Genomic DNA, 18,705 nt, shown 5'->3' on the forward strand with positions numbered 1-18,705 from the left:
CTCCCGGAGTCAGCTGAGACGGACCGGACGCACCTTCACCGGTGCGAGCCAGTACGCGACCAGCACGGCGGTGATCGAGCCGGCGGCCATGATCGCGGCGAGCACGACCACCTGGAAGCGTCCGGCTTCGAGCGGCGATACCCCACCGAAGATGGCGCCGACGAACGCGCCGGGAAGCGTCACCAGACCGGTGGTCTTGGTCTGGTCGACCGACGGGATGAGCGCTCCGTAGACGGCCCCGCGCGCCAGCTCCAGCGTCGACTGCCGCGGCGTCGCTCCCAGCGCGAGCCAGCCCTCGACCTCGTCCCAGTGGTCGTTCACCCCCTCGGTGAAGCGGCGCCCGGCGAGGGTCGCGATGCTCATCGAGTTGCCGATGATGATGCCGCCGATCGCGAGCACGTAGCGCGACGAGAACGCGATCGCCCCGGTGGTGAACACGATCACGAGCGTCACGGCGATGCCGGCCGCCATCGCGGATCCCATCATGAGCGCGTGATCGCGGCTCCAGCCGATGCGTCGCGTCGCCGTCGCGGCCGCCACGCAGAACATGACGAGCAGGGCGGCGGCCACCCAGAGCGGGTTGGTGATGACGCCGGCCAGGATGAGGCTGATGACCGCCAGCTGCAACGCTCCGCGCAGGATGGCGAGCAACGGCGCCCACCGTCGCGGCACGCGGTAGGCGGCGAGCACCGCTGTCGCGACCGCGGCGAGCAGGAGCACGCCGAGGAGGGTCGGAGCGAGCTCGCTGAGAATGGGCATGCTCCGACCCTACGGTCGCGGAACGGTGAGTCGCATCAACTCGGCCTTCGCGGCGGATCGGAGCGCCGAGTCGATGCGACTCAGGCGGAGCGTCGAGCGTCGGCGTAAAGCGTCAACGCAAAGCGTCAGCGCTCGGCGATCGCGTCGAGGCGGGCGAGGGCCTCGACGGGCAGGGTCAGCTCGGCGGCCGCGACGTTCTCGCGCAGGTGCGCCACCGACGAGGTGCCCGGGATGAGAGCGATCGCCGGCGAGCGCTGCAGCAGCCAGGCGAGAGCGACCTGCTGGGCCGACGCACCGAGATCCGCCGCCACCTCGTCGAGAGTCGACGACTGCAGCGGGGAGAAGCCGCCGAGCGGGAAGAACGGCACGTAGGCGATCCCCTCCCGTTCGCAGCGCTCGATCAGCGCATCATCTCCGCGCCGCACCAGGTTGTAGTAGTTCTGGATCGTCACGACCGGAGCGACCGCGAGCGCCTCGTCGAGCTGCGCCTCCGTGACGCCGCTGAGCCCCAGGTGCCGGATGAGCCCCTGCTGCTGCAGGTCGGCCAGCGTCTCGAACTGCTCGGTGATCACCTCGTCCGTCGTCCCCTCGGCCGAGCTGAGGCGGAGGTTCACGACGTCGAGCGAGTCGAGCCCGAGGTGTTCGAGGTTCTCGTGCACCTGCAGCCGGAGGTCCTCGGGGTCGAGCACGTGCATCCAGGAGCCGTCGGGCCCACGGCGAGCGCCGACCTTGGTGACGATCCGGAGCTGCTCCGGGTACGGATGCAGCGCCTCGCGGATGATCTCGTTGGTCACCACCGGTCCGTAGAAGTCGGCGGTGTCGATGTGAGTGATGCCGAGCTCGACGGCCTCGCGGAGCACGGCGATGGCGGCGTCACGGTCGCGCGGCGGTCCGAAGACGCCGGGACCGGCGAGCTGCATGGCGCCGAACCCCATCCGGCTGATGGTGAGGTCGTCGGCGAGGGTGAGGGTGCCACCGGGAGCGGTTGTGATCATGGGAGTCCTTTCGACAGTGACGATCCTCACCCCGCGGGCGCGGCAGCGGGAGAGCCGCGGTGATCCTGGGACCAGGAGGGACAGGCTCCGCCCTCCGATCGACGCCGTGCGGGCGCAGAATATTCTCGTGGAGACGAACAATGCCCTCGGTGAGTACCTGCGCGCCCGCCGCGAGCTGGTGCAGCCGGCCGACGTCGGCCTGGAGGTCTCCGGCGCCGGCCACCGGCGGGTTCCCGGACTGCGCCGCGAAGAGGTCGCGATGCTCGCCGGCATCAGCTCCGACTACTACCTGCGGCTCGAGCAGGGCCGCGACAGCCATCCGTCCACCCAGGTGCTCGACGCCATCGCGCGGGTGCTGCAGCTGAATCCGGAGGCGTCGGCGTATCTGTTCGAGCTCGCGAACCCCAAGCCGCCGCGCGCACGACGCCGGCGAGCCGAGCGGGTGCCCGAGGGCATCCTGGTGATGCTGGACGCGATCGACATGCCTGCCTTCGTCGAGGGCAAGTACACCGACGTGCTCGCCGTCAACCGGATGGCGACCGCACTGATCCCGACGATCGTGCCGGGCGGCAACCGGCTGCGTTCGACGTTCCTCGACCCCGTCGAGCAGGAGTTCTTCGAGGACTGGGAGAAGGGGACGGAGGGGGTCGTCGCCGCCCTGCGCGCCCGCGCGGCCGGGCAGCTCGACGACCCGCGCCTGGTGTCGCTCATCGGCGAGCTGTCGTTGCGCAGCGACCGCTTCCGCCGGTTGTGGGCGCGGCACGACATCCGGCGCATCGAGGGCTCGATGACGGCGGTGAACCATCCGCAAGTGGGGCGCATGGAGCTGTACCGCGAGAAGCTGGTGCTCGCGGCGGCGGACGGTCTCGTGATGGTGGTCTACCACGCGCATCCCGGCACGGAGTCGGAGCGGCTGCTGCAGCTGCTCGCGTCGGCGACGCTGCCCGCGGCGCGGGCCGGCGCGCCCTCGCGGGTCGTGCCATAACGCGACGCCGGCGCAGCCGGTGGTGCGGTATCGCACGATCGGGCCCGGGGCGACGCGTGAGCGCCGGTTACGCGGCGGCGGGCGCCGGCGGAGGCGGTGGCGTGGACGGCACGCCGACCGGCTGCTTCGACGGCTGCGCCCAGAAGATGATGAGCACGATGATGCCGGCGATCGGCACCAGGAGCCAGAAGATGTGTCCCCAGCCGTACCCGGCGTCGCGCAGGCGCCGCACGGCCACCGCCAGGTTCGGAAGCAGCACGCCGATGCTCCAGAGGCCGGAGAGCAGCGATCCGAGGTAGGCGTTGTCACCGATCTGGATGACGTTGAACAGATTGAGCGCGCTCGTCACGAGCAGGTTGAAGAGCGCCCACCACCAGAATTCGGGCCGGGATGCCCGCCCCGTGAACTCCGCATACTTGCGGAAGACGGTCTGGATCGCTTCGCCGAATGACATCTGCCTGCTCCTGCCGATCTGGTGGGCCTCAGCCTAGTGGGGTGCGGCGGCACCGGCGAGGGGTGCGAACCAGGGCGGAGATGAGCTAGTTTGAGGCGCATGAAGCAGACCGAGGATGGCTCCATCTTCACTCCCGGCTTTTGGACGTTGCTTCTCGGAATCGTCCTCGGCGCCACGTTCCTGCTCGCATCGACGTTGTTGGTCACAGCGTGGGTGAAGGCGGCGAGCTATGAGGGCGTAGGAGAGAGCGGCGTTCACGATCTGCTCATCTGGGGATTTTGGCTCGCGGTGATCAGCCTGGCCGGGACGGTCCCGGCCGCCGTCTGGCGTGTCACTGCGTGGCGCAGTCGTGCGAGCATCGTCCACGCTGCCTGATCAGCGGGACACAACTTCGGCAGCATCTTCGGGCGAGAGGTGCGAAAAGTCCCCCATCCGCAGGGAATGAGGGACTTTTCGCACCGTTCGGCGCCAGGCGTCAGGCGGCGAGCGGCGGCGAGCCGCGCGGCGGCTAGCGCTTGAGGTTGGTGAGCTCCTGCAGCACCTCGTCGGAGGTGGTGATGATGCGGGCGTTCGCCTGGAAGCCGCGCTGCGCGACGATCAGGTTCGTGAACTCCTGCGAGAGGTCGACGTTCGACATCTCGAGCGAGCCGCCCTGCAGGGTGCCGAGGCCGCCCTCGCCCGGGCCGCCGAGCTGCGCGTTGCCCGAGTTCACCGACTGGCGGTAGGTCGAGCCGCCGGCCTTCTCGAGACCGCCGGGGTTGACGAAGGTCGCCAGCGCGATGCGGCCGACGGCCTGCTTGTCGCCGTTCGAGAACAGGCCGATCAGCGTGCCGTCCTTCGAGAGGGTGAACGACTGGAGCGTTCCCGCCTGCTTGCCGTTCTGGTCCTTGAAGGCGACCGTGGTCAGGTCCGCATAGCCGGTGACGGTCGAGAGGTCGACGTTCACGCCGCCGATCGCGAGCGTTCCGCCGCTGGTCAGCACGCCGTTGGTGAAGGCGAGTGCGCCGGTGGCGGTCGCGCCGTTCGCGTCGGAGCCCGCGACATCCCAGCCCGTTGCGCTCTTGGTGAAGGTCAGCGTGAGGTCGCGGGCCGCGCCGTTGGCGTCGTAGACCTTGACGTCGCGCACGAGCTGGTCGCCGACGGCCGCACCGGATGGCAGGTTGCCCGAGACGCTGGCGCCCGTCGTCGCGGAGGCCGGGGCGACCGCCTTGAGCGGGATGGTCACGTCGCCGAGCGCCCCGCCCTGCTGCACGACGCCGTTGACGGCGTTCCAGCCCTGCAGGATCGCACCGCCCGGGCCGACGAGACGGCCGTCGGCATCCGGGTCGAATGAGCCGGCACGCGTGTACTGGGTCTGGCCGCCCACGTTCACCACGAAGAAGCCGTCGCCGTTGATCATGATGTCGGTCGCGCGGCCCGTGGCCTGAGCGGCGCCCTGGGTGAAGTTGGTCGAGATGCCCGCGACGAGCACGCCGAGGCCGATCTGCGCGGGGTTGGTTCCACCGGTCTGCGCCTGCGGGCCGCCGGCGCCCTGGACGAGCTGCGAGAGCGTGTCCTGGAACTGCACGGCCCCCGACTTGAAGGCGGTGGTGTTGACGTTGGCGATGTTGTTGCCGGTGACGTCGAGCATGGTCTGGTGCGAACGGAGGCCGGAGATGCCGGAGTAGAGAGAGCGGAGCATGATGCTGCCTTTCGTGAGGAGAGGGGTGTGAGGTCTGCTGGAGGGATGCCGGGCGGCTCGGTGCCGGGCGGCTAGGTGGTGGTCGACGGGTCGGTCGTCGACGGCGTGGTAGGCGTTGCCGGTGTGGTGGGCGTTGCCGGTGCGGTCGGCGAGACCACCCCGGAGATCGAGTCGAGCGGGATCTTCTTGTCGCCGATGGTGACGACCGGCACCGAGCCGGCGAACGACACCGACGATGCGAGGCCCGTCTGGCTGTCGCCGTTGGAGTCGAGGTACTCGACCGTATGGCCGACCAGGTTGGTCGCGGCCATGCGCATCTGCAGCGCGAAGTTCTCGGTGTTGGTGGAGTCCATGCTCGTGAGCTTCTCCATCATCGCCAGCTGCGTGGTCTGCCCGATCATCTGGTTCGTGTCCATCGGGGAGCTCGGGTCCTGGTTCCGCAACTGCGTCACGAGAAGCTGCATGAACGCCTCGCCGTCGAGGGACTGCTTGGGCTGCCGGGTGGGCAGGGTGGTGTAGATGCCGCCGGTAGCGGCGGGGTCGGTTGTTCCGGTGACGGAATCGACGGCCACGGTGGCTCCCTTCTGTTCGGTCGTGCGTTTCAGGCGATGAGGTCGATGGTGTGGGCGAGTCCGTCGGAACGGACCCCAGGGTCGTGCTCGGCCGCGACCGCCGATCCGGATGCGCGGGGCGCGGCCGCGCGATCGTCACGCGGGGTGCCCTGGGCGTTCCAGCCGCGCTGCTCGTCGCTCTGCGATGACGGCTGGTTCTGCGACGAGAGGTCGAGCGTTCCGCTCAGCCCGGCCCCGGACAGGTCCTTGCGGAGGTCGGAGAGGATCGAGCGCAGTGCGTCGCGGCCGGCGTCCGTCGGGGCGAACAGCTCGACCCGGACTCCCTCGGCACCGACATGCGCGCGCACGGTGACCGGACCGAGGAGGTCGGGCGTGACGTGCACGGTCATGACGTGGTCGCCACGTCCGGCGGACGCGAGCGTGAAGATGGGACGCGCGAGCTGCGCCGGAAGCTGGGCGGTCGCACTCGACGAGGTCGACGGGGCGGCCGTGGTCGCCGCGCCGGACGCGGGGGCGGTCGGCGCGGCCTGCGTCACCCCGCTCGCACCCGCCGTCGCGCTCGCGCTCGCCGTCGCGCTCGCCGTCGCGCTCGCGCTCGAATCGAGGGGTCCGGACACGCCGGCCGCTGCCCCACGAGACGGCGTGTCTGGACCCTTAGATCCGTCGGCACCGAGGGCGGAGGGGGTGGGGGCGGGGGATGCCGGGGTGGACATCGAGGTGGCGGGTGTGGGGGCGGTGGGTGCGGATGACGACGCCGCGGCCGCGGGCTGCTGACCGGGCGACGTCGGCGTCGAGGATGCGCGACCGCTCGCCGTTGCCGGGTCCTGCTCGGTCGCGGCGACGGTGGCCGTCGCGGTCAGGTCTGCGGAGGTCGCAGCGGCGGTCGCGCTCGAGCCCGTCGACGCGGGCGTGGTCGCGGACCCGGTCGAGGCGGCCGGGCGGCCGGAAGGACGCACCGGAGGCGTGGCACCGAGCGCGGCCGTGTCCTCCGCGGCAGCGGCGGCACCGGCTCCCGGGGTCGTGCCGGCGATCTGGGAGGCCTCGGTGGTCTCGGAGGTCGCGACCGCGGCGGCCGACGTGGCGGTCGCGGCCGTCGGCGTGACTCCCGCAGGCGACGCTGATGCGCTCCCATCCGGTGCGCCGGCCGTTCCGACCACACCGAGGGTGGCGGCCACGCCGGTTGCGGCGCCCGGCACGGCGAGCGACGCCGGCTGCTGCGTAGTCGAGACGGTCGCTCCCGCCTGCGTGGCCTGGCCCGTAGCATCGGGGGCCGCGGCCCCGGCGGTCGCGCTCGACGACCCGCCCTGGGCATCCGTCGCCGGAGCGGCCTCCGCCGTGGTGCCGGCCGCATCGTGGGCGGCGCGCTGATGGGGAGCCGTCGAAACCGGACCGGTCGTGTCGGCCGCCGGATCGCGATGCGTGTCCTTCGCCGAGGGCTTGCGCTTGTCCGCGCCCGACGACGCCGGTTCGGTCGCGCCCTTGAGGAACTGATCGAACGCCGAACCGTTCGACGGGTTCGAGCGCGACGTCGATCCGCTTGGGGCGGCAGGGGCCGCCGCAGGAGCGCTGGGCGCGATGGTCGGGCTCACAGGGATCCTCCGGACAGCAGTGATGAGAAGAGGGACCGCAGCATGGCGGCCTGGTCGGCCGACGAACTGCTCGACCCCGCGGCGCTGGACCCGAGACCACTGGACCCGAGACCACTGGACCCGAGCAGGCTCGCTGCGAGATCCGACGACCCGAGCCCGCTCGACCCGAGCAGGCTCAGCGCGGACATCGCCGACGCCATGGACGCCGCCGACGCCGAGCTGGAAGCCGCCGTCGAGGCGGTCGCCGTCGAAGCCTGCGGCACCACGCGCCGGATCGTGTCGATCTCCGAGTCGTCCATATAGGCCTCGACGAGGCTCACGTTCTTGCCCTCGCGCGGCGCGTGGATCACCTTGTGGTCGCCCGCGTAGATCAGGATGTGCTCCCCGCCTCCGGTCACGATGAGATCGCCTGGCTGGGCCTGCGCCAGCGACGGCACCTCCGTGCCGAGCTTCGCCTGGCCCGAGACGAGTCGTGGGACGTCGATGCCGAGGTCTTTGTAGACGCGCTGCACGAGCCCCGAGCAGTCCAGACCGCTCGACGTGGTCCCGCCGAAGACGTAGGGCACCCCGAGGTACTTCTTGGCGTCCGCGACCACGTCGGCTCCGGTCACCGTTCCTCCGCCGAGCAGGGCGCTCGCGTCGGACGTGCCGGTCGTCGCGCCCGTGCCGGACGTCGATCCGGTGCCGAGCGCCTGCGAGAGCGCATTCGCGAAGTCCGTTCCCGTCGACGAGCTCGAAGCGGTCGACGACGTCCCCGACGTGAACGTCGGGTTGTCGAGCTGCACGAGCGTCGACTGGATCTGCGCGATCCTGCTCAGCGCATCCGTGATCGTCATCCTTCGCTTCCTTCCCGTTCGCGCACCCAGGCGCCGGTCGCTGCTTCGTCGAGGGCGGCCTGCTCGACCGTGAGGTCGTGCGCCACGAGCTCAGCGCGGTGGCGGCCTTCGAGCTTCTCGAGCCCGACCGAGCGGGCCTTCGCCGCGGTGAACGCGACCTGCGCCTCCGCGGCGTCCCGTTCGGCGCGCTCGGTGAGAGCCGCGAGGTCGGCCAGCATGCTGCGGCTCGAGGCTCGCGCCGCCGCGACGGCGAACAGCGAGGCCGCGTCGGTGGTCTCGAGCGAGACGTTGTGCAGGGCCGCGATCGCGCGCGCCTGCTGGGCGCCCGCATCCCGTCGCAGCGCGTTGGCCGCGGCGAGGTCGCTCGCCGCGTGCTCCTTCTCGATCTGGCGCAGCCGGAGCAGGCCGGCCAGCTGAAACGCTCGTGCCATCACACACCTCCCATGGTCGGCGCGGTCTGAGCGAGCAGACCGGTGAGACCGTCGAGTTGCCGCCACGCATCGGCGGCCGTCGCCGGCTCGCCCAGGTTCTGGCGCAGGAAGGCGTTGATCGCCGTCTCGTTGGCGACCGCCGCGTCCACGCGAGGGTTGCTGCCGGGCTTGTAGGCGCCGACGTCGAGGAGGTCCTGCGCCGCCACCTTGGCGGCCAGGATGCTGCGGAGGCCCACCGCCGCGGCGCGCTGCTCCGGTGTGGTCACCCGCGACGCGAGGCGCGAGATCGAGCCCAGAACGTCGATCGACGGGAAGTGCCCGACGACGGCCAGCCGGCGGTCCATCACCACGTGCCCGTCGAGGATCGACCGGGCCGCATCCGCGATGGGCTCGTTGTGGTCGTCGCCGTCGACGAGCACCGTGTACATGCCGGTGATCGACCCGACCTCGCCGGTCCCCGCACGCTCGAGGAGCTGCGCGAGAAGGGAGAACGTCGAGGGCGGGTAACCGCGGGTGGCCGGCGGCTCCCCCACCGAGAGGCCGATCTCGCGCTGCGCCATAGCGACGCGCGTCAGCGAGTCCATCATGAGCATCACATGCGAACCCTCGTCGCGGAACGACTCCGCGATGCGAGTGGCCACGAAGGCGGCGCGCAGGCGCATGATCGCCGGCTCGTCCGAGGTCGCGACGACCACGATCGAGCGAGCGAGCCCCTCGGCGCCGAGGTCGTCCTCGAGGAACTCCCGCACCTCGCGTCCGCGCTCCCCCACCAGGGCGATGACCGAGACCTCGGCCTCGGTCCCGCGCGCGATCATCGACAGGAGGGACGACTTGCCGACGCCAGAGCCGGCGAACAGGCCGAGGCGCTGGCCGCGCCCGACCGTCACAAGGGTGTCCAGCGCGCGCACACCGAGCCCGAGCGGCGTGTCGATCCGCGCGCGGCGCATGGCCTCGGGTGCGCGGTGATCGAGGGAGACATAGCCGTCGGGCTCGATCGGACCCTTGCCGTCGACCGGCCGGCCCAGCGCGTCGATCACGCGGCCGAGCATCCCGTGGCCCGTCGGCACGAGCATGGGGGCGCGCGAGGCACGGGCCGGGGCGCCGGCCGCGATGCCGGTGAGGCGTCCGAACGGCATGCACCGGATGCGGTCCTGCGTCGTCGCGACGACCTCGGCGTGCACCACCGGATGCTCCCCGATGGTCACCACGTCGCCGATCGCCGCGTCGATTCCGCTGATCTCCGCGCCGAGGCCGACGATGCTGGCCACCCGTCCGACACGCTCGGGGGCGGCGGCACGCAAAGCAGCGTCCCACCGCCGTGCGAGCACCGCGGACCCCGTCACGAGAGCACCTCCCTCGCGCGGTCCAGTGCCGACCGGATGCGCGCATCCAGCCAGCCGTCGGGAAGCTCGCCGATCGCGTCGCCGGGAGCCAGCCCCGGGTCGGCCACGAAACGGATCGACTCCTCGAGAGCGGCATCGCCGCACGCCTGCAGGACCGCGAGATCCGCGGCGTTGAGCCGGACGACGCTCACGCTGCCACGCGACTCGTCGCCGAGTGCGCGACGCACCGCGGCCCGCGCGGCGGAGAGCCGGTCGGCGAGCGCGTCGCCGACGACCGCTTCCGCGAGGCTGAAGGCGGCCTCCACCAGCGCCCCCTCGGCATCGTCGACGACGGGCAGGCTGCACTCGCGCAGTTCGACGGCGGCCGACCTCAGTGCGGCGACGAGCTGCGCGACCCGCTGGGCCGCCGCATCGCTCTCCGCTGCCCGTTCCGTGTCGGCCTCCGCCATCCACACGGCCTGTTCGGCCGCGGCACGCCTCAGGCCGTCGGCGTAACCGGCGGCGTATCCGCGTGACCGTGCCGACGCCGCGGCGGCGTGCTGGACCGCCGACTCCGCGAGCACCGGGATCGGGACGGGCGAGAACACGGTCTCACTCGACATACGCGTCGTCCTCCGTGCGCTGCACGGTGATCACGCCCTCGGCCTCGAGGTCGCGGATCGCGCGGACGATCTCGGCGCGGGCGTCCTCGATCTGCGACATCCGCACTGGTCCGAGCACCCGGATCTCGTCTTCCAGGATCTCCCGGTTGCGCTCGGAGAGGTTCGAGGTGATGATCTCGGTGACCTGCTCGGAGCTGCCCTTCATCGCGACGGCGAGCACCGACGCGTCGACTCCGCGCAGCACCTGCTGCACGTCGCGCGCTTCGAGCTTGACGATGTCGGCGAACGTGAGCATGCGCGAGCGGACCTCTTCGGCGAGCTCCGGGTTGCGACGCTCGAGGGCCTCGAGCAGCGCCTTCTCGGTGCTGGCGTCGGCGCGGTTGATGATCTCGACGAGAGGCTGGACACCGCCGACGACGTCCGACGCCTCGCGGGACCCCACAACGGCGCTCGCCCGCTGCTTCAGAGTGTCGGCGACGACGCGGACGGCATCCGGACTCGCGCTTCCCATCGTCGCGATCGCGTGCGCGACCTCGGTGCGGGTCTCCTCGTCGAGGCCGCCCAGCACCCGGGAAGCGTGATCGGCCCGCAGGTGGGCGAGCACGAGGGCGATCGTCTGCGGCAGTTCGCCGGCGAGCAGCATCTGGATCTGACCGGGCTCCACGACGTCGAGGAACTCGAACTGCTTGCCCGCCATGGTCGAGGCGACGCGGTTCAGTACCCCTGTGGCCTTCTCGGCGCCGAACGACGCTTCGAGCAGACCGACCGCGATGTCACGGCCGCCGCGCGTCGACATGCCGCCGCGCACGGTGATGTCGTGGAACTCGCTCAGCGCCTTCTCGGCGACGGCGGGGTCGACCCGCCGCAGCCGCAGGATCTCGGCGGTGATCTCGTCGGCTTCTTCCTCGGAGAACTGCTTCATCACCTGCGCCGCGCGCTGCTGATCCATGTTCATCAGCACGACCGCCGCCTTCTGAGCGCCGGTCAGCGGGGTCTTGAGGTCGTTCATACGCCCGCCCGATCATCCATCAGGCTGCGCAGGAACTCAGCGGTCTTCTGCGGGTCGCGTTCGGCCAGCGCCTCGATCTCGGCACGGCGGCGGTCGGCCTCCATCTCCGGGCCCGACGGATCGGGCAGGGGGTCGAGCTGCATCGGGATCGTGGGCGCTGCCGGTTCGAGCGCGATCGGGAACGGTGCGGCCTCGAGCGCGATCGTGTCGGCATCCGCCTCCAGTTCGGCCTGTTCGGCCGCGCGCCGACGGCCACGGCGGAAGAGCGCGAAGACGATGATCGCCGCTGCGAGGATCGACGCCGCGATGATCGAGGTGCGGATGATCCCGTTCAGCTGGTCGGCGGTGGCGGCGTCCTTCGCCTGCTGCAGAGCCTTCGCCGCCTCGGTGGCGCCCGCCTTGCTGAAGTTGACCATCTCGACGCTCACCGAGTCGCCGCGCGCGGTGTTGATACCGGCGGCCGCGTTGACCAGGTTGGTGATCTCGGCCGAGCTGACGCCGCTCACGGCGTCCTTGTTCAGCGCGACCGACACGGTCTGGCGGTTGATCGAGCCGGCCGGGATCGTGCGCGTCTCCGTCACCTTGTCGACCGCGTTGTCCTTGGTCGTCGACTCGGAGTTGAACGAGCCGTTGCCGTTTCCGGTCCCGTTGGGGACAGCGATGTTGTCGGGACCGAGCACGCCGGCCGCGGACCCGCCGGTGCCGGTGTAGGTCTCTTTGGTGTTCGACTCGCTGAGCGATGGAGCATTCGTCGGGCTGGTGTACGACTCGGTGTTGCGCTGCGCGGTCTCATTGCTGAGGTCGGCCGCGACGACGACGGTCGCATTGCCCGGTCCGACGACCTTGTCGAGCATGTCCTGCACGGCCCCGCGAACCCGCGTCTCGTAGTCGCTCGCCTGCTTGTCCGCTCCCCCGGTCGCTCCGGTGCCGACCGCGCTGAGCACGGTTCCCGAGGAGTCGATCACAGCGACGTCGGTCGGCTGCATGCCGGTGATCGCCGCGCTGGTGAGGTGGACGATCGCCTGCACCTGATCGCCCGAGAGGGTGACGCCGTTCTGGGTCTCGACGAATACGGACGCCGTCGGGTCCTTCTTCTCCGACACGAACACGGTGTCCTGCGGGATGGCGAGACGCACCGAGGCGGCCTTGACCCCCTTCATGGCGCCGATGGTCGAGCCGAGCTCGCCTTCCATCGCACGCTTGTAGGTGACCGACTGCTGGAACTCCGACGACGTGACGCCCATCTTGTCGAGCAGGGAGTAGCCGCCCGTGTTCGACGACGGCAGCCCCGCCGATGCGGCCTTCAGGCGTTCGTCGTAGACCTTCTCCTGCGGCACGAGGATCGTGCCGCCGCCGTCGGTGAGCTGATAGGGCACGTTGTCGGTCTTCAGCTGGTCGACGATGCTCGACGCGTCCGAGGCGGCGAGGCCGGAGAACAGGGGCGTGTACTGGGGCTGTGTCGCCCACATCGTCAGGCCCGTGATGCCGAGGGCGACGACCACGACGCCGATGATGGCGATGGTGCGCTGTGCGAACGAGAATCCGCGGATCGTGTCACCGATCCGCCGGAAGAAGCTCGTGACCTGCTGAGGCATCAGGCCTGCATCCTCATGATCTCGTTGAACGCGTCGACGGCCTTGTTACGCACGCCGGCGACCAGCTCGAGGGTCACCTGCGCACGGGACGAGGCGAGCGTCGCGTCGTGGATGTCGGTGAGGTCGCCGGTGACGGCCTTGATCGCGAGCGAGTCCGAGGTGCCCTGCAGCTGCTGCAGGTTGTCGACGGCGCCCGTGAGGGCGTTGCCGAACGACGCTCCGCCCGTCGCGCCGGTGCCGGATGCGGCGGTCGCGCTGAGCGCGCTGGCCGGGTCGAGGGCTCCGACGGCTGCGGTGTTGCCGATGGCGGCGATGGGGGGCATCAGTTGCGTCCGATCTCGAGGGCGGCCTGGTAGGTCTCTTTGGCACGGTCGACGACGCCTGCGTTCGCCTGGTACCCGCGCTGCGCCATGATGAGCGCTCCCATCTGCGACGACAGGTCGATGTCGGGGTAGCGCACGTAGCCCTTCTCGTCGGCGACGGGGTTGTCGGGCTCGTAGACCATGCGGCCCTCGGCGCTCCCGTACGCTGCGCCCGCGACGTAGACACCGGATGTGCCTTCGCCCTCCTGGGCCTCGATGTACCGCGCCTGGAACGCCGGGCCGCTGGTGGGCTTCGCGGTGTTGATGTTGGCCAGGTTGTCGGAGATGGCGTCCAGCCACTTGCGGTGCAGGGTGAGCCCTGTGCCCGCGATCCCGATCGCGTCGAATGTCATCAGCTGGTCCTCAGGGCCGCGCGGATCGCCGTGAACTGGCCGCCGGCCGCCTGCGAGGCGAACTGGAAGCGCAGCACGGTGTCCACATTGGACAGGGTCTCGGTGTCGAGGTTGACGTTGTTGCCGTCGAGCCTGGTCGGCTCGAGCGAGCGCGCCGTGGAGGCGGAGACATGACCGTCACCGTTCGCGACCGACTGGGCGAGGGCATCCTCGAAGGACACCCGCTCGGCCGTGTAGCCGGGGGTGTTCACATTGGCGATGTTGTTGGCGATCGCGCGCTGACGCGCGGCGAGACCGTCGAGAGCGCTGGCCAAGGCCGCGCTGGTCACGGATTCGAGCACGGGGACACCCCATCGGTAGTCGTCTGTGGTGGACGGCCGATCCATGGCCAGTTCATCGAGCGATCCGTGCTCACTCAGTGCTATCGGCAGGGCGAGGGTATGCGTTAGGAGGTTGCGGAAAACTGCTTCGCGACGGCCGCTCGAGGGCGCAGAAAAGCTCATTTCCCCACAGAGTCATCCACAGCTCTTCACACGTGTGGAATTACACCGCGGTAATTTCGAACAGGCATTCGAAGGTCGGTCTCACGCAGCAAATATGCTGTTCAGAAGGTGTTTTCAGACCGACACTCCCGAATGCAGAACTGTATCCCGCGCGTGTCCTCCACATCTCGGAGGTCGTCATCCACCAGTTGTCCCCAACGTTATCCACAGGGTGACGGCCTGTGGGGAAGCGTGCTCATCCGAGCAGCGAAGAGGACGCCATCCGGCCCGGGTCGCGCGTTATCGCACTTCGAGGCGCGACGGCGTCGCCGAACCGCACGATCGACGACATATGCGCTCCGGCGCACGGTGGCGAGAAGAAGTGGGAACGCGGGTGGAGCGGAGCGGCCGGAGCCCGGCGGCTAGCCGATGAGGTCGAAGTACACCGGGTGCGCACTGGATTCCGCCGGGGGCACCGAGCGCACGGCGGCCAGATGTTTGGCCGTCGTCTGACGCACATCCTCCAGGTACCGGATGGTGTGCAGTTGCGCCTCGAGCAGGCGTGCCGCCCGTTCCACGAGCTCCGGCGGGATCGGCCCGAGGGCGATCGGCGGGCGCCACGGAACGGGATCGATCTGCGCGACGGCGCGCTGCAGGTCCTCCTCGACTCGGCCGAGCGCATCGTGCCAGTCGCGCACGTGCACGGGTTCCTCGTCGGTGTACTCGAGCTGTGCGTCAGGCGATGCCAAGGTCGCGTCCCTCCCCTGTCTCCGACGAGGTCGCCGGCCAGCCGGCACGGGCTGCGCCGATCCCGGTCGATCCTGCGGATCCGGCGGCGGCAGCGGCAGCGGCAGCGGCAGCGGCAGCGGCAGCGACTCCATCGGCCGGCAGCAGAGCCGCGGCCTCGTGCCAGGTGTCGCGCAACGGCTCGATGAGCGAGATCGCCTCGCGCACCTTCTCCGCGTCGCGGTCGATGTTCGCGGTGACGATCAGGTCGGCGACGTAGGTGTAGAGCTGCAGGAGGCCATCGGCCCCGTCCCAGACGTCGACCTTCAGCGACGACGCCAGTTCGGCGACGATCTGGTCGGCGTGGCGCAGGTTGTCCCAGGCGACCGGCCAGTTCTGCTCAGTCAGCGCGGTCTCGCCGCGGGTCAGATCGAGCACCAGGCGGTCGTACAGCATCGTGAGGAGGCGCACCGGCGATGCGGAGAGCACCGAATCCCGGTTGTACGCGTTGAGCTTCGCGGCCGCGCCGCTCACCAGCGTCACGACGAACTCGAGGAGAGGCCGGCGAGCTGTCCGGTCAGCCACGAGGACTGCGACTGCAGCTGCTGGAGCTGGACTTCGAGGTTGGCATACGTCTTCTCCAGGGTCGCGCGGCGGTCCGCCAGGCGCGTATCCCAGTCGGTGATCTGGTCGTTGAGTCCCTTGACCGTCTTCGTCTCACCGGCGATCTTCGTCGTGACCGTGCCGTCGTACTTGTCGCTGATCTGGTTCGCGGCATCCGCGACCCGGCCGGCGATCGTCTGCACCGCAGCCTTGACCTTCTCGGGGTCCGCGGCGAGCGCGGCGCCGAACTTGTCCTTGTCGAACTCGATCGTGCCGTCGCGGGTGATGCTGATGCCGTACGTCGACGGCGAGATGCCGTCGATCGGCAGCGAGGCGGCCGAGAGGAGTTTCTGATTGGCGTCGCGCACCGTCGAGTCGCCGGTGAAGGCGCCCGCGGTGACGACGGTTCCTCCGGCGGAGTCCGTCGATGTGGAGACCGCCGTCTTCGAGGTCACGAAGGAGAAGATGTCGTTGAGACTCGTGACGAGCGAGTTGGCGACATCCGAGATGGCGCTGTCGTTGCGCGCGACGGTGAGGCTGACGGGCGTCGTCGAGGCGGCGCTCACGGTCATCGAGACACCGGGGAGCAGGTCGGAGAACGTGTTGGTGGCCGAGGTGACGGTCTGCGCGGCGCCGGTTCCCGCCCACAGGGTGACCTGGGCGTCCTGAGCGGCTCGCACCTGGGCGGCACCCGGCTCGCTGAGCAGGTCGGTGGCCGTGCCGGCGGTGACATCGGCCGGGGTCCCGCGGTAGGCGGTGAAGGAGCCGGCGGCGCCGGTCTTGGTCGAGCTCAGCTGCAGCCGGTAGAGCGGCTGCCCTGACGGGTCGAGCCCGGCGGAGACGCGGGTGGCGCTGACACCGACGCCCGCCTTGTTGATCGCGGCGGCGACATCGGCGAGCGATGAGCTCGACGCGGTCACCTGCTTCACGGTGCCGTCGGCGGCGACGAAGGTGAGCACAGGAGGCTGGTCCGGCCACTGCGTGAGCGGTCCGGTGACGGACACCTGCGACTGGGCGAGCTTGTCGACCGTGAAGTCCAGCGTCCCGTCCGTGGCGCCGGGACCGGCGGTCGCGGTGACACTGGTGGAGCTGCTCGTCGCGGTGTGGAGGTCGACGCCGGCCGGCTTCGACGCGGCAGTCGCGGCGGTGGCGAGGGCGGCGACCTTGGTGTTGAGGGCCTGCATCGCGGTGATGTAGGTGGTGGAGTCGGTGACCTTGTTCTTCAGCAGGGTCTGCGGAATCGCCTCCGCCTGCATCAGGCTGTTGATCAGCGACGTCGTGTCGAGTCCGCTGATGAGTCCGTCGACGGCCATTCCCATGCGGTGGTCCCTCCCTCGAGACTGCGGTGGTGCGGGTGGATGGTGGGCGGCCGGGACGCGTTTGGGGTGCGCGCCCCGGCCGCCTGCCTGCTACTAGCGGAGCAGCTGCAGGACGCCCTGGCCGGACTGGTTGGCCTGAGCGAGCATTGCGGTACCCGCCTGCGACAGGATGTTGGAGCGGGTGTACTTCACCATCTCCTCCGCCATGTCGGTGTCGGTGATACGCGACGAAGCAGCCGACAGGTTCTCCTTGGAGACGTTGAGGCTGCGGATGGTGCTCTCGAAGCGGTTCTGGACGGCACCGAGGTTGGCGCGCGCGGTCGAGACGCTGGTGATCTGGGTGTCCAGAGCAGCGATCGAGGTCAGCGCGTTGGCCGCGGAGTCGAACGTGAGCGCGCCGACAGCGGTCGCGACCGTCGCGACGTTGGCACCCGTGAGGTCGACGTCGATCTGGTCGTTGGCGGCAACGGAGCCCGCGCCCACCTGGAAGGTCAGCTTGGCGTTGGAGCCGTCGAGCAGGTTGATGCCGTTGAAGTTCGCGTCACCCGAGATGCGGGTGAGCTCCTTCGTGAGCTGGTCGACCTCGGTCTTGATGGCGGCGCGCGAGTCGGCATTGTTCGAGTCGTTGCCGGCCTGGACAGCCAGGTCGCGCACGCGCTGCAGGATCGAGTGGACCTCGGTGAGCTGACCTTCAGCGGTCTGCACGACGCTGATGCCGTCCTGAGCGTTGCGAGCTGCGACGGTCAGACCGCCGACCTGCGACTTCAGGCCCTCCGAGATGGCCAGACCGGCCGCGTCGTCCGCCGCACGGTTGATGCGGAGGCCGCTGGACAGCTTCTCGAGCGACTTCGAGAGGTCGCTCTGGGTGTTGTTCAGGTTGCGGTAGGCGTTGTTGGCCGCGATGTTGGTGTTGATCTGCATACCCATGATTACTTTTCCTCCATGATGTGGGCTGTTGCGACGCCCATCCGTGGGCGACATTGGGATCTATCGGCCGAGTTGCGCATCCCGTTAGGCATCCGGATCAGGACGCGGTTCAGGATGCGCTGCGGGCCGACGACTGGGTGGGGGGAGAGAGGCGGGCGACGTTGGCGACGGCGTGCTGTGCGAGGCGCGCCAGGTAGGCGCTGCGGCGGGCCTGCGAGGTCTTGGCCTCGATGATCTCGGGGTCGCCCTCGTCGGCGTAGTGCGTCGCCATACCCTCGCGCATCAACCGGATGGCCTCCGACCGCTGCTGGGACACCGCGGAGTGCGTGATGCCCAGTTCCTCCGCGACCTCGGTGACCGTGCGGTCGTCGAAGTAGATCGCCTGCACGACGTAGCGCATCCGCTCCGGGAGGGCCTCGACCGCCGCCCGCACGTACGCGGTCTGCTCGCCGGCCAGCAGCGAGTCCTCGGGCGAGACGGTGTCGGCCACCAGGAACGATTCGGTGGTCTCGTCGATGGTGGTCACGGTGCGAGCCGCGTCCGACAGCCCCGCGGCCGCCGTCTCGCGGTCGACGCCGAGTGCGTTCGCCAGCTCGTCCACGCTCGGGGTGCGGCCGAGCGCTGCGGTCAGGCTCTCCTGCACGCTCATCGTCTCTTTGATGCGCTTGCGGGCCGACCGCGTCGCCCAGTCGCTGGCGCGCATCTCGTCGGCGAAGGCGCCGACGATGCGGGTGCGGGCGTAGGCGCCGAACGGGATGCCGAGGGTCGGGTCGTACGCGGTCGCCGCGGTCACCAGGGCGAGGGCCCCGGCCGAGGCGAGATCGTCGCGCGAGAGATGGGTGGCGCGTGCGCACAAGTCGGAGACCAGATAGCCGACGAGCGGCAGGTTCTCGACGACGAGCGTGTTGCGTTCGTTCCGGTTCACGCGGGCGACCCCTGTCTTTATCTGCTTGAGTACACGGCACCGACCTCCGATGGGTGTTCGGGGGCTAGTGGTGCTTTGTTTCTCGGGCGGTGCTGTGGATGCTCGGTCATGGTCGGGTACCGAACAGGCGCTAGGGGTCTTTCTCGGTGTTCACGGT

The 18,705-nt window shown here is 70.0% G+C and carries 22 protein-coding genes; 2 read left to right on the top strand and 20 right to left on the bottom strand.

All coding sequences use genetic code 11. The features are described 5' to 3' along the window. Positions 1-9: 9 nt before the first annotated feature. Positions 10-759, bottom strand: coding sequence for an ABC transporter permease (locus tag PKE84_RS12690; protein WP_271177616.1), 750 nt, complete (start codon positions 757-759; stop codon positions 10-12). Between the two features lie 125 nt (positions 760-884). Then, positions 885-1,754 carry an oxidoreductase gene (locus tag PKE84_RS12695; protein ID WP_271177617.1) on the bottom strand — a complete coding sequence of 290 codons (870 nt, stop codon included), beginning with the start codon at positions 1,752-1,754 and terminating at the stop codon, positions 885-887. Between the two features lie 127 nt (positions 1,755-1,881). On the opposite strand from PKE84_RS12695, the gene PKE84_RS12700 reads away from it, so the two are divergent. After that, the gene (locus tag PKE84_RS12700) at positions 1,882-2,739 is read left to right on the top strand and encodes a helix-turn-helix transcriptional regulator (protein ID WP_271177618.1); all 858 of its coding nucleotides are present in this window, start codon (positions 1,882-1,884) and stop codon (positions 2,737-2,739) included. 67 nt (positions 2,740-2,806) lie between these two features. Here the strand turns inward: PKE84_RS12700 and PKE84_RS12705 are convergent, their stop codons facing one another. Continuing rightward, on the bottom strand, positions 2,807-3,193 hold the full coding sequence (locus tag PKE84_RS12705; RefSeq protein WP_271177619.1) for a DUF805 domain-containing protein: 387 nt from the start codon (positions 3,191-3,193) through the stop codon (positions 2,807-2,809). A 99-nt stretch (positions 3,194-3,292) separates the two neighbouring features. Here PKE84_RS12705 and PKE84_RS12710 point away from each other — a divergent pair, with 99 nt between their 5' ends. After that, positions 3,293-3,568, top strand: coding sequence for a hypothetical protein (locus PKE84_RS12710; protein WP_271177620.1), 276 nt, complete (start codon positions 3,293-3,295; stop codon positions 3,566-3,568). Between the two features lie 133 nt (positions 3,569-3,701). Here the strand turns inward: PKE84_RS12710 and PKE84_RS12715 are convergent, their stop codons facing one another. From PKE84_RS12715 to PKE84_RS12795, 17 genes are all read right to left on the bottom strand, one after another. Further along, positions 3,702-4,874 (bottom strand): flagellar hook protein FlgE, encoded by a 1,173-nt coding sequence (locus tag PKE84_RS12715; protein WP_271177621.1) that lies wholly within the window; start codon positions 4,872-4,874, stop codon positions 3,702-3,704. A 71-nt stretch (positions 4,875-4,945) separates the two neighbouring features. Then, the gene (locus tag PKE84_RS12720) at positions 4,946-5,446 is read right to left on the bottom strand and encodes a flagellar hook assembly protein FlgD (protein WP_271177622.1); all 501 of its coding nucleotides are present in this window, start codon (positions 5,444-5,446) and stop codon (positions 4,946-4,948) included. 29 nt (positions 5,447-5,475) lie between these two features. Further along, positions 5,476-7,035, bottom strand: a complete 1,560-nt coding sequence (locus PKE84_RS12725) for a flagellar hook-length control protein FliK (protein ID WP_271177623.1) — start codon at positions 7,033-7,035, stop codon at positions 5,476-5,478. Beyond that, positions 7,032-7,871, bottom strand: coding sequence for a C40 family peptidase (locus PKE84_RS12730; RefSeq protein WP_271177624.1), 840 nt, complete (start codon positions 7,869-7,871; stop codon positions 7,032-7,034). Before PKE84_RS12730 ends, PKE84_RS12725 begins: the two co-directional genes overlap by 4 nt. Beyond that, the gene (locus PKE84_RS12735; RefSeq protein WP_271177625.1) at positions 7,868-8,302 is read right to left on the bottom strand and encodes a hypothetical protein; all 435 of its coding nucleotides are present in this window, start codon (positions 8,300-8,302) and stop codon (positions 7,868-7,870) included. The genes PKE84_RS12730 and PKE84_RS12735 overlap by 4 nt, the downstream gene beginning before the upstream one ends. Next, positions 8,302-9,645, bottom strand: a complete 1,344-nt coding sequence (locus PKE84_RS12740; RefSeq protein ID WP_271177626.1) for a FliI/YscN family ATPase — start codon at positions 9,643-9,645, stop codon at positions 8,302-8,304. The genes PKE84_RS12735 and PKE84_RS12740 overlap by 1 nt, the downstream gene beginning before the upstream one ends. After that, positions 9,642-10,247: a FliH/SctL family protein gene (locus PKE84_RS12745; protein ID WP_271177627.1), complete on the bottom strand. Its 606-nt coding sequence runs from the start codon at positions 10,245-10,247 to the stop codon at positions 9,642-9,644. Before PKE84_RS12745 ends, PKE84_RS12740 begins: the two co-directional genes overlap by 4 nt. Continuing rightward, complete coding sequence (gene fliG / locus PKE84_RS12750) at positions 10,237-11,256, bottom strand: flagellar motor switch protein FliG (protein WP_271177628.1); 1,020 nt, start codon at positions 11,254-11,256, stop codon at positions 10,237-10,239. The genes PKE84_RS12745 and fliG overlap by 11 nt, the downstream gene beginning before the upstream one ends. Further along, on the bottom strand, positions 11,253-12,851 hold the full coding sequence (fliF, locus tag PKE84_RS12755) for a flagellar basal-body MS-ring/collar protein FliF (RefSeq protein WP_271177629.1): 1,599 nt from the start codon (positions 12,849-12,851) through the stop codon (positions 11,253-11,255). The genes fliG and fliF overlap by 4 nt, the downstream gene beginning before the upstream one ends. Further along, positions 12,851-13,174 (bottom strand): flagellar hook-basal body complex protein FliE, encoded by a 324-nt coding sequence (fliE, locus tag PKE84_RS12760; RefSeq protein ID WP_271177630.1) that lies wholly within the window; start codon positions 13,172-13,174, stop codon positions 12,851-12,853. Before fliE ends, fliF begins: the two co-directional genes overlap by 1 nt. After that, entirely contained in the window at positions 13,174-13,566 is a 393-nt protein-coding gene (locus PKE84_RS12765) for a flagellar basal body rod protein FlgC (RefSeq protein ID WP_271177631.1), read from the bottom strand. Before PKE84_RS12765 ends, fliE begins: the two co-directional genes overlap by 1 nt. Next, positions 13,566-13,907, bottom strand: a complete 342-nt coding sequence (locus PKE84_RS12770) for a flagellar basal body rod protein FlgB (RefSeq protein ID WP_271177679.1) — start codon at positions 13,905-13,907, stop codon at positions 13,566-13,568. Before PKE84_RS12770 ends, PKE84_RS12765 begins: the two co-directional genes overlap by 1 nt. Positions 13,908-14,470: 563 nt before the next feature. Then, complete coding sequence (locus PKE84_RS12775; RefSeq protein WP_271177632.1) at positions 14,471-14,797, bottom strand: hypothetical protein; 327 nt, start codon at positions 14,795-14,797, stop codon at positions 14,471-14,473. Further along, positions 14,784-15,317: a flagellar export chaperone FliS gene (fliS, locus tag PKE84_RS12780; RefSeq protein WP_271177633.1), complete on the bottom strand. Its 534-nt coding sequence runs from the start codon at positions 15,315-15,317 to the stop codon at positions 14,784-14,786. Before fliS ends, PKE84_RS12775 begins: the two co-directional genes overlap by 14 nt. Further along, positions 15,314-16,696 (bottom strand): flagellar filament capping protein FliD, encoded by a 1,383-nt coding sequence (gene fliD / locus PKE84_RS12785; RefSeq protein WP_271177634.1) that lies wholly within the window; start codon positions 16,694-16,696, stop codon positions 15,314-15,316. Before fliD ends, fliS begins: the two co-directional genes overlap by 4 nt. 93 nt (positions 16,697-16,789) lie before the next feature. After that, complete coding sequence (locus PKE84_RS12790; RefSeq protein WP_271177635.1) at positions 16,790-17,623, bottom strand: flagellin N-terminal helical domain-containing protein; 834 nt, start codon at positions 17,621-17,623, stop codon at positions 16,790-16,792. Positions 17,624-17,732: 109 nt separating this feature from the next. Further along, positions 17,733-18,548 (bottom strand): sigma-70 family RNA polymerase sigma factor, encoded by an 816-nt coding sequence (locus PKE84_RS12795; protein WP_271177636.1) that lies wholly within the window; start codon positions 18,546-18,548, stop codon positions 17,733-17,735. Positions 18,549-18,705: the final 157 nt, after the last annotated feature.

The sequence above is a fragment of the Leifsonia poae genome (assembly GCF_027921845.1).
Classification (GTDB): domain Bacteria; phylum Actinomycetota; class Actinomycetes; order Actinomycetales; family Microbacteriaceae; genus Leifsonia; species Leifsonia poae.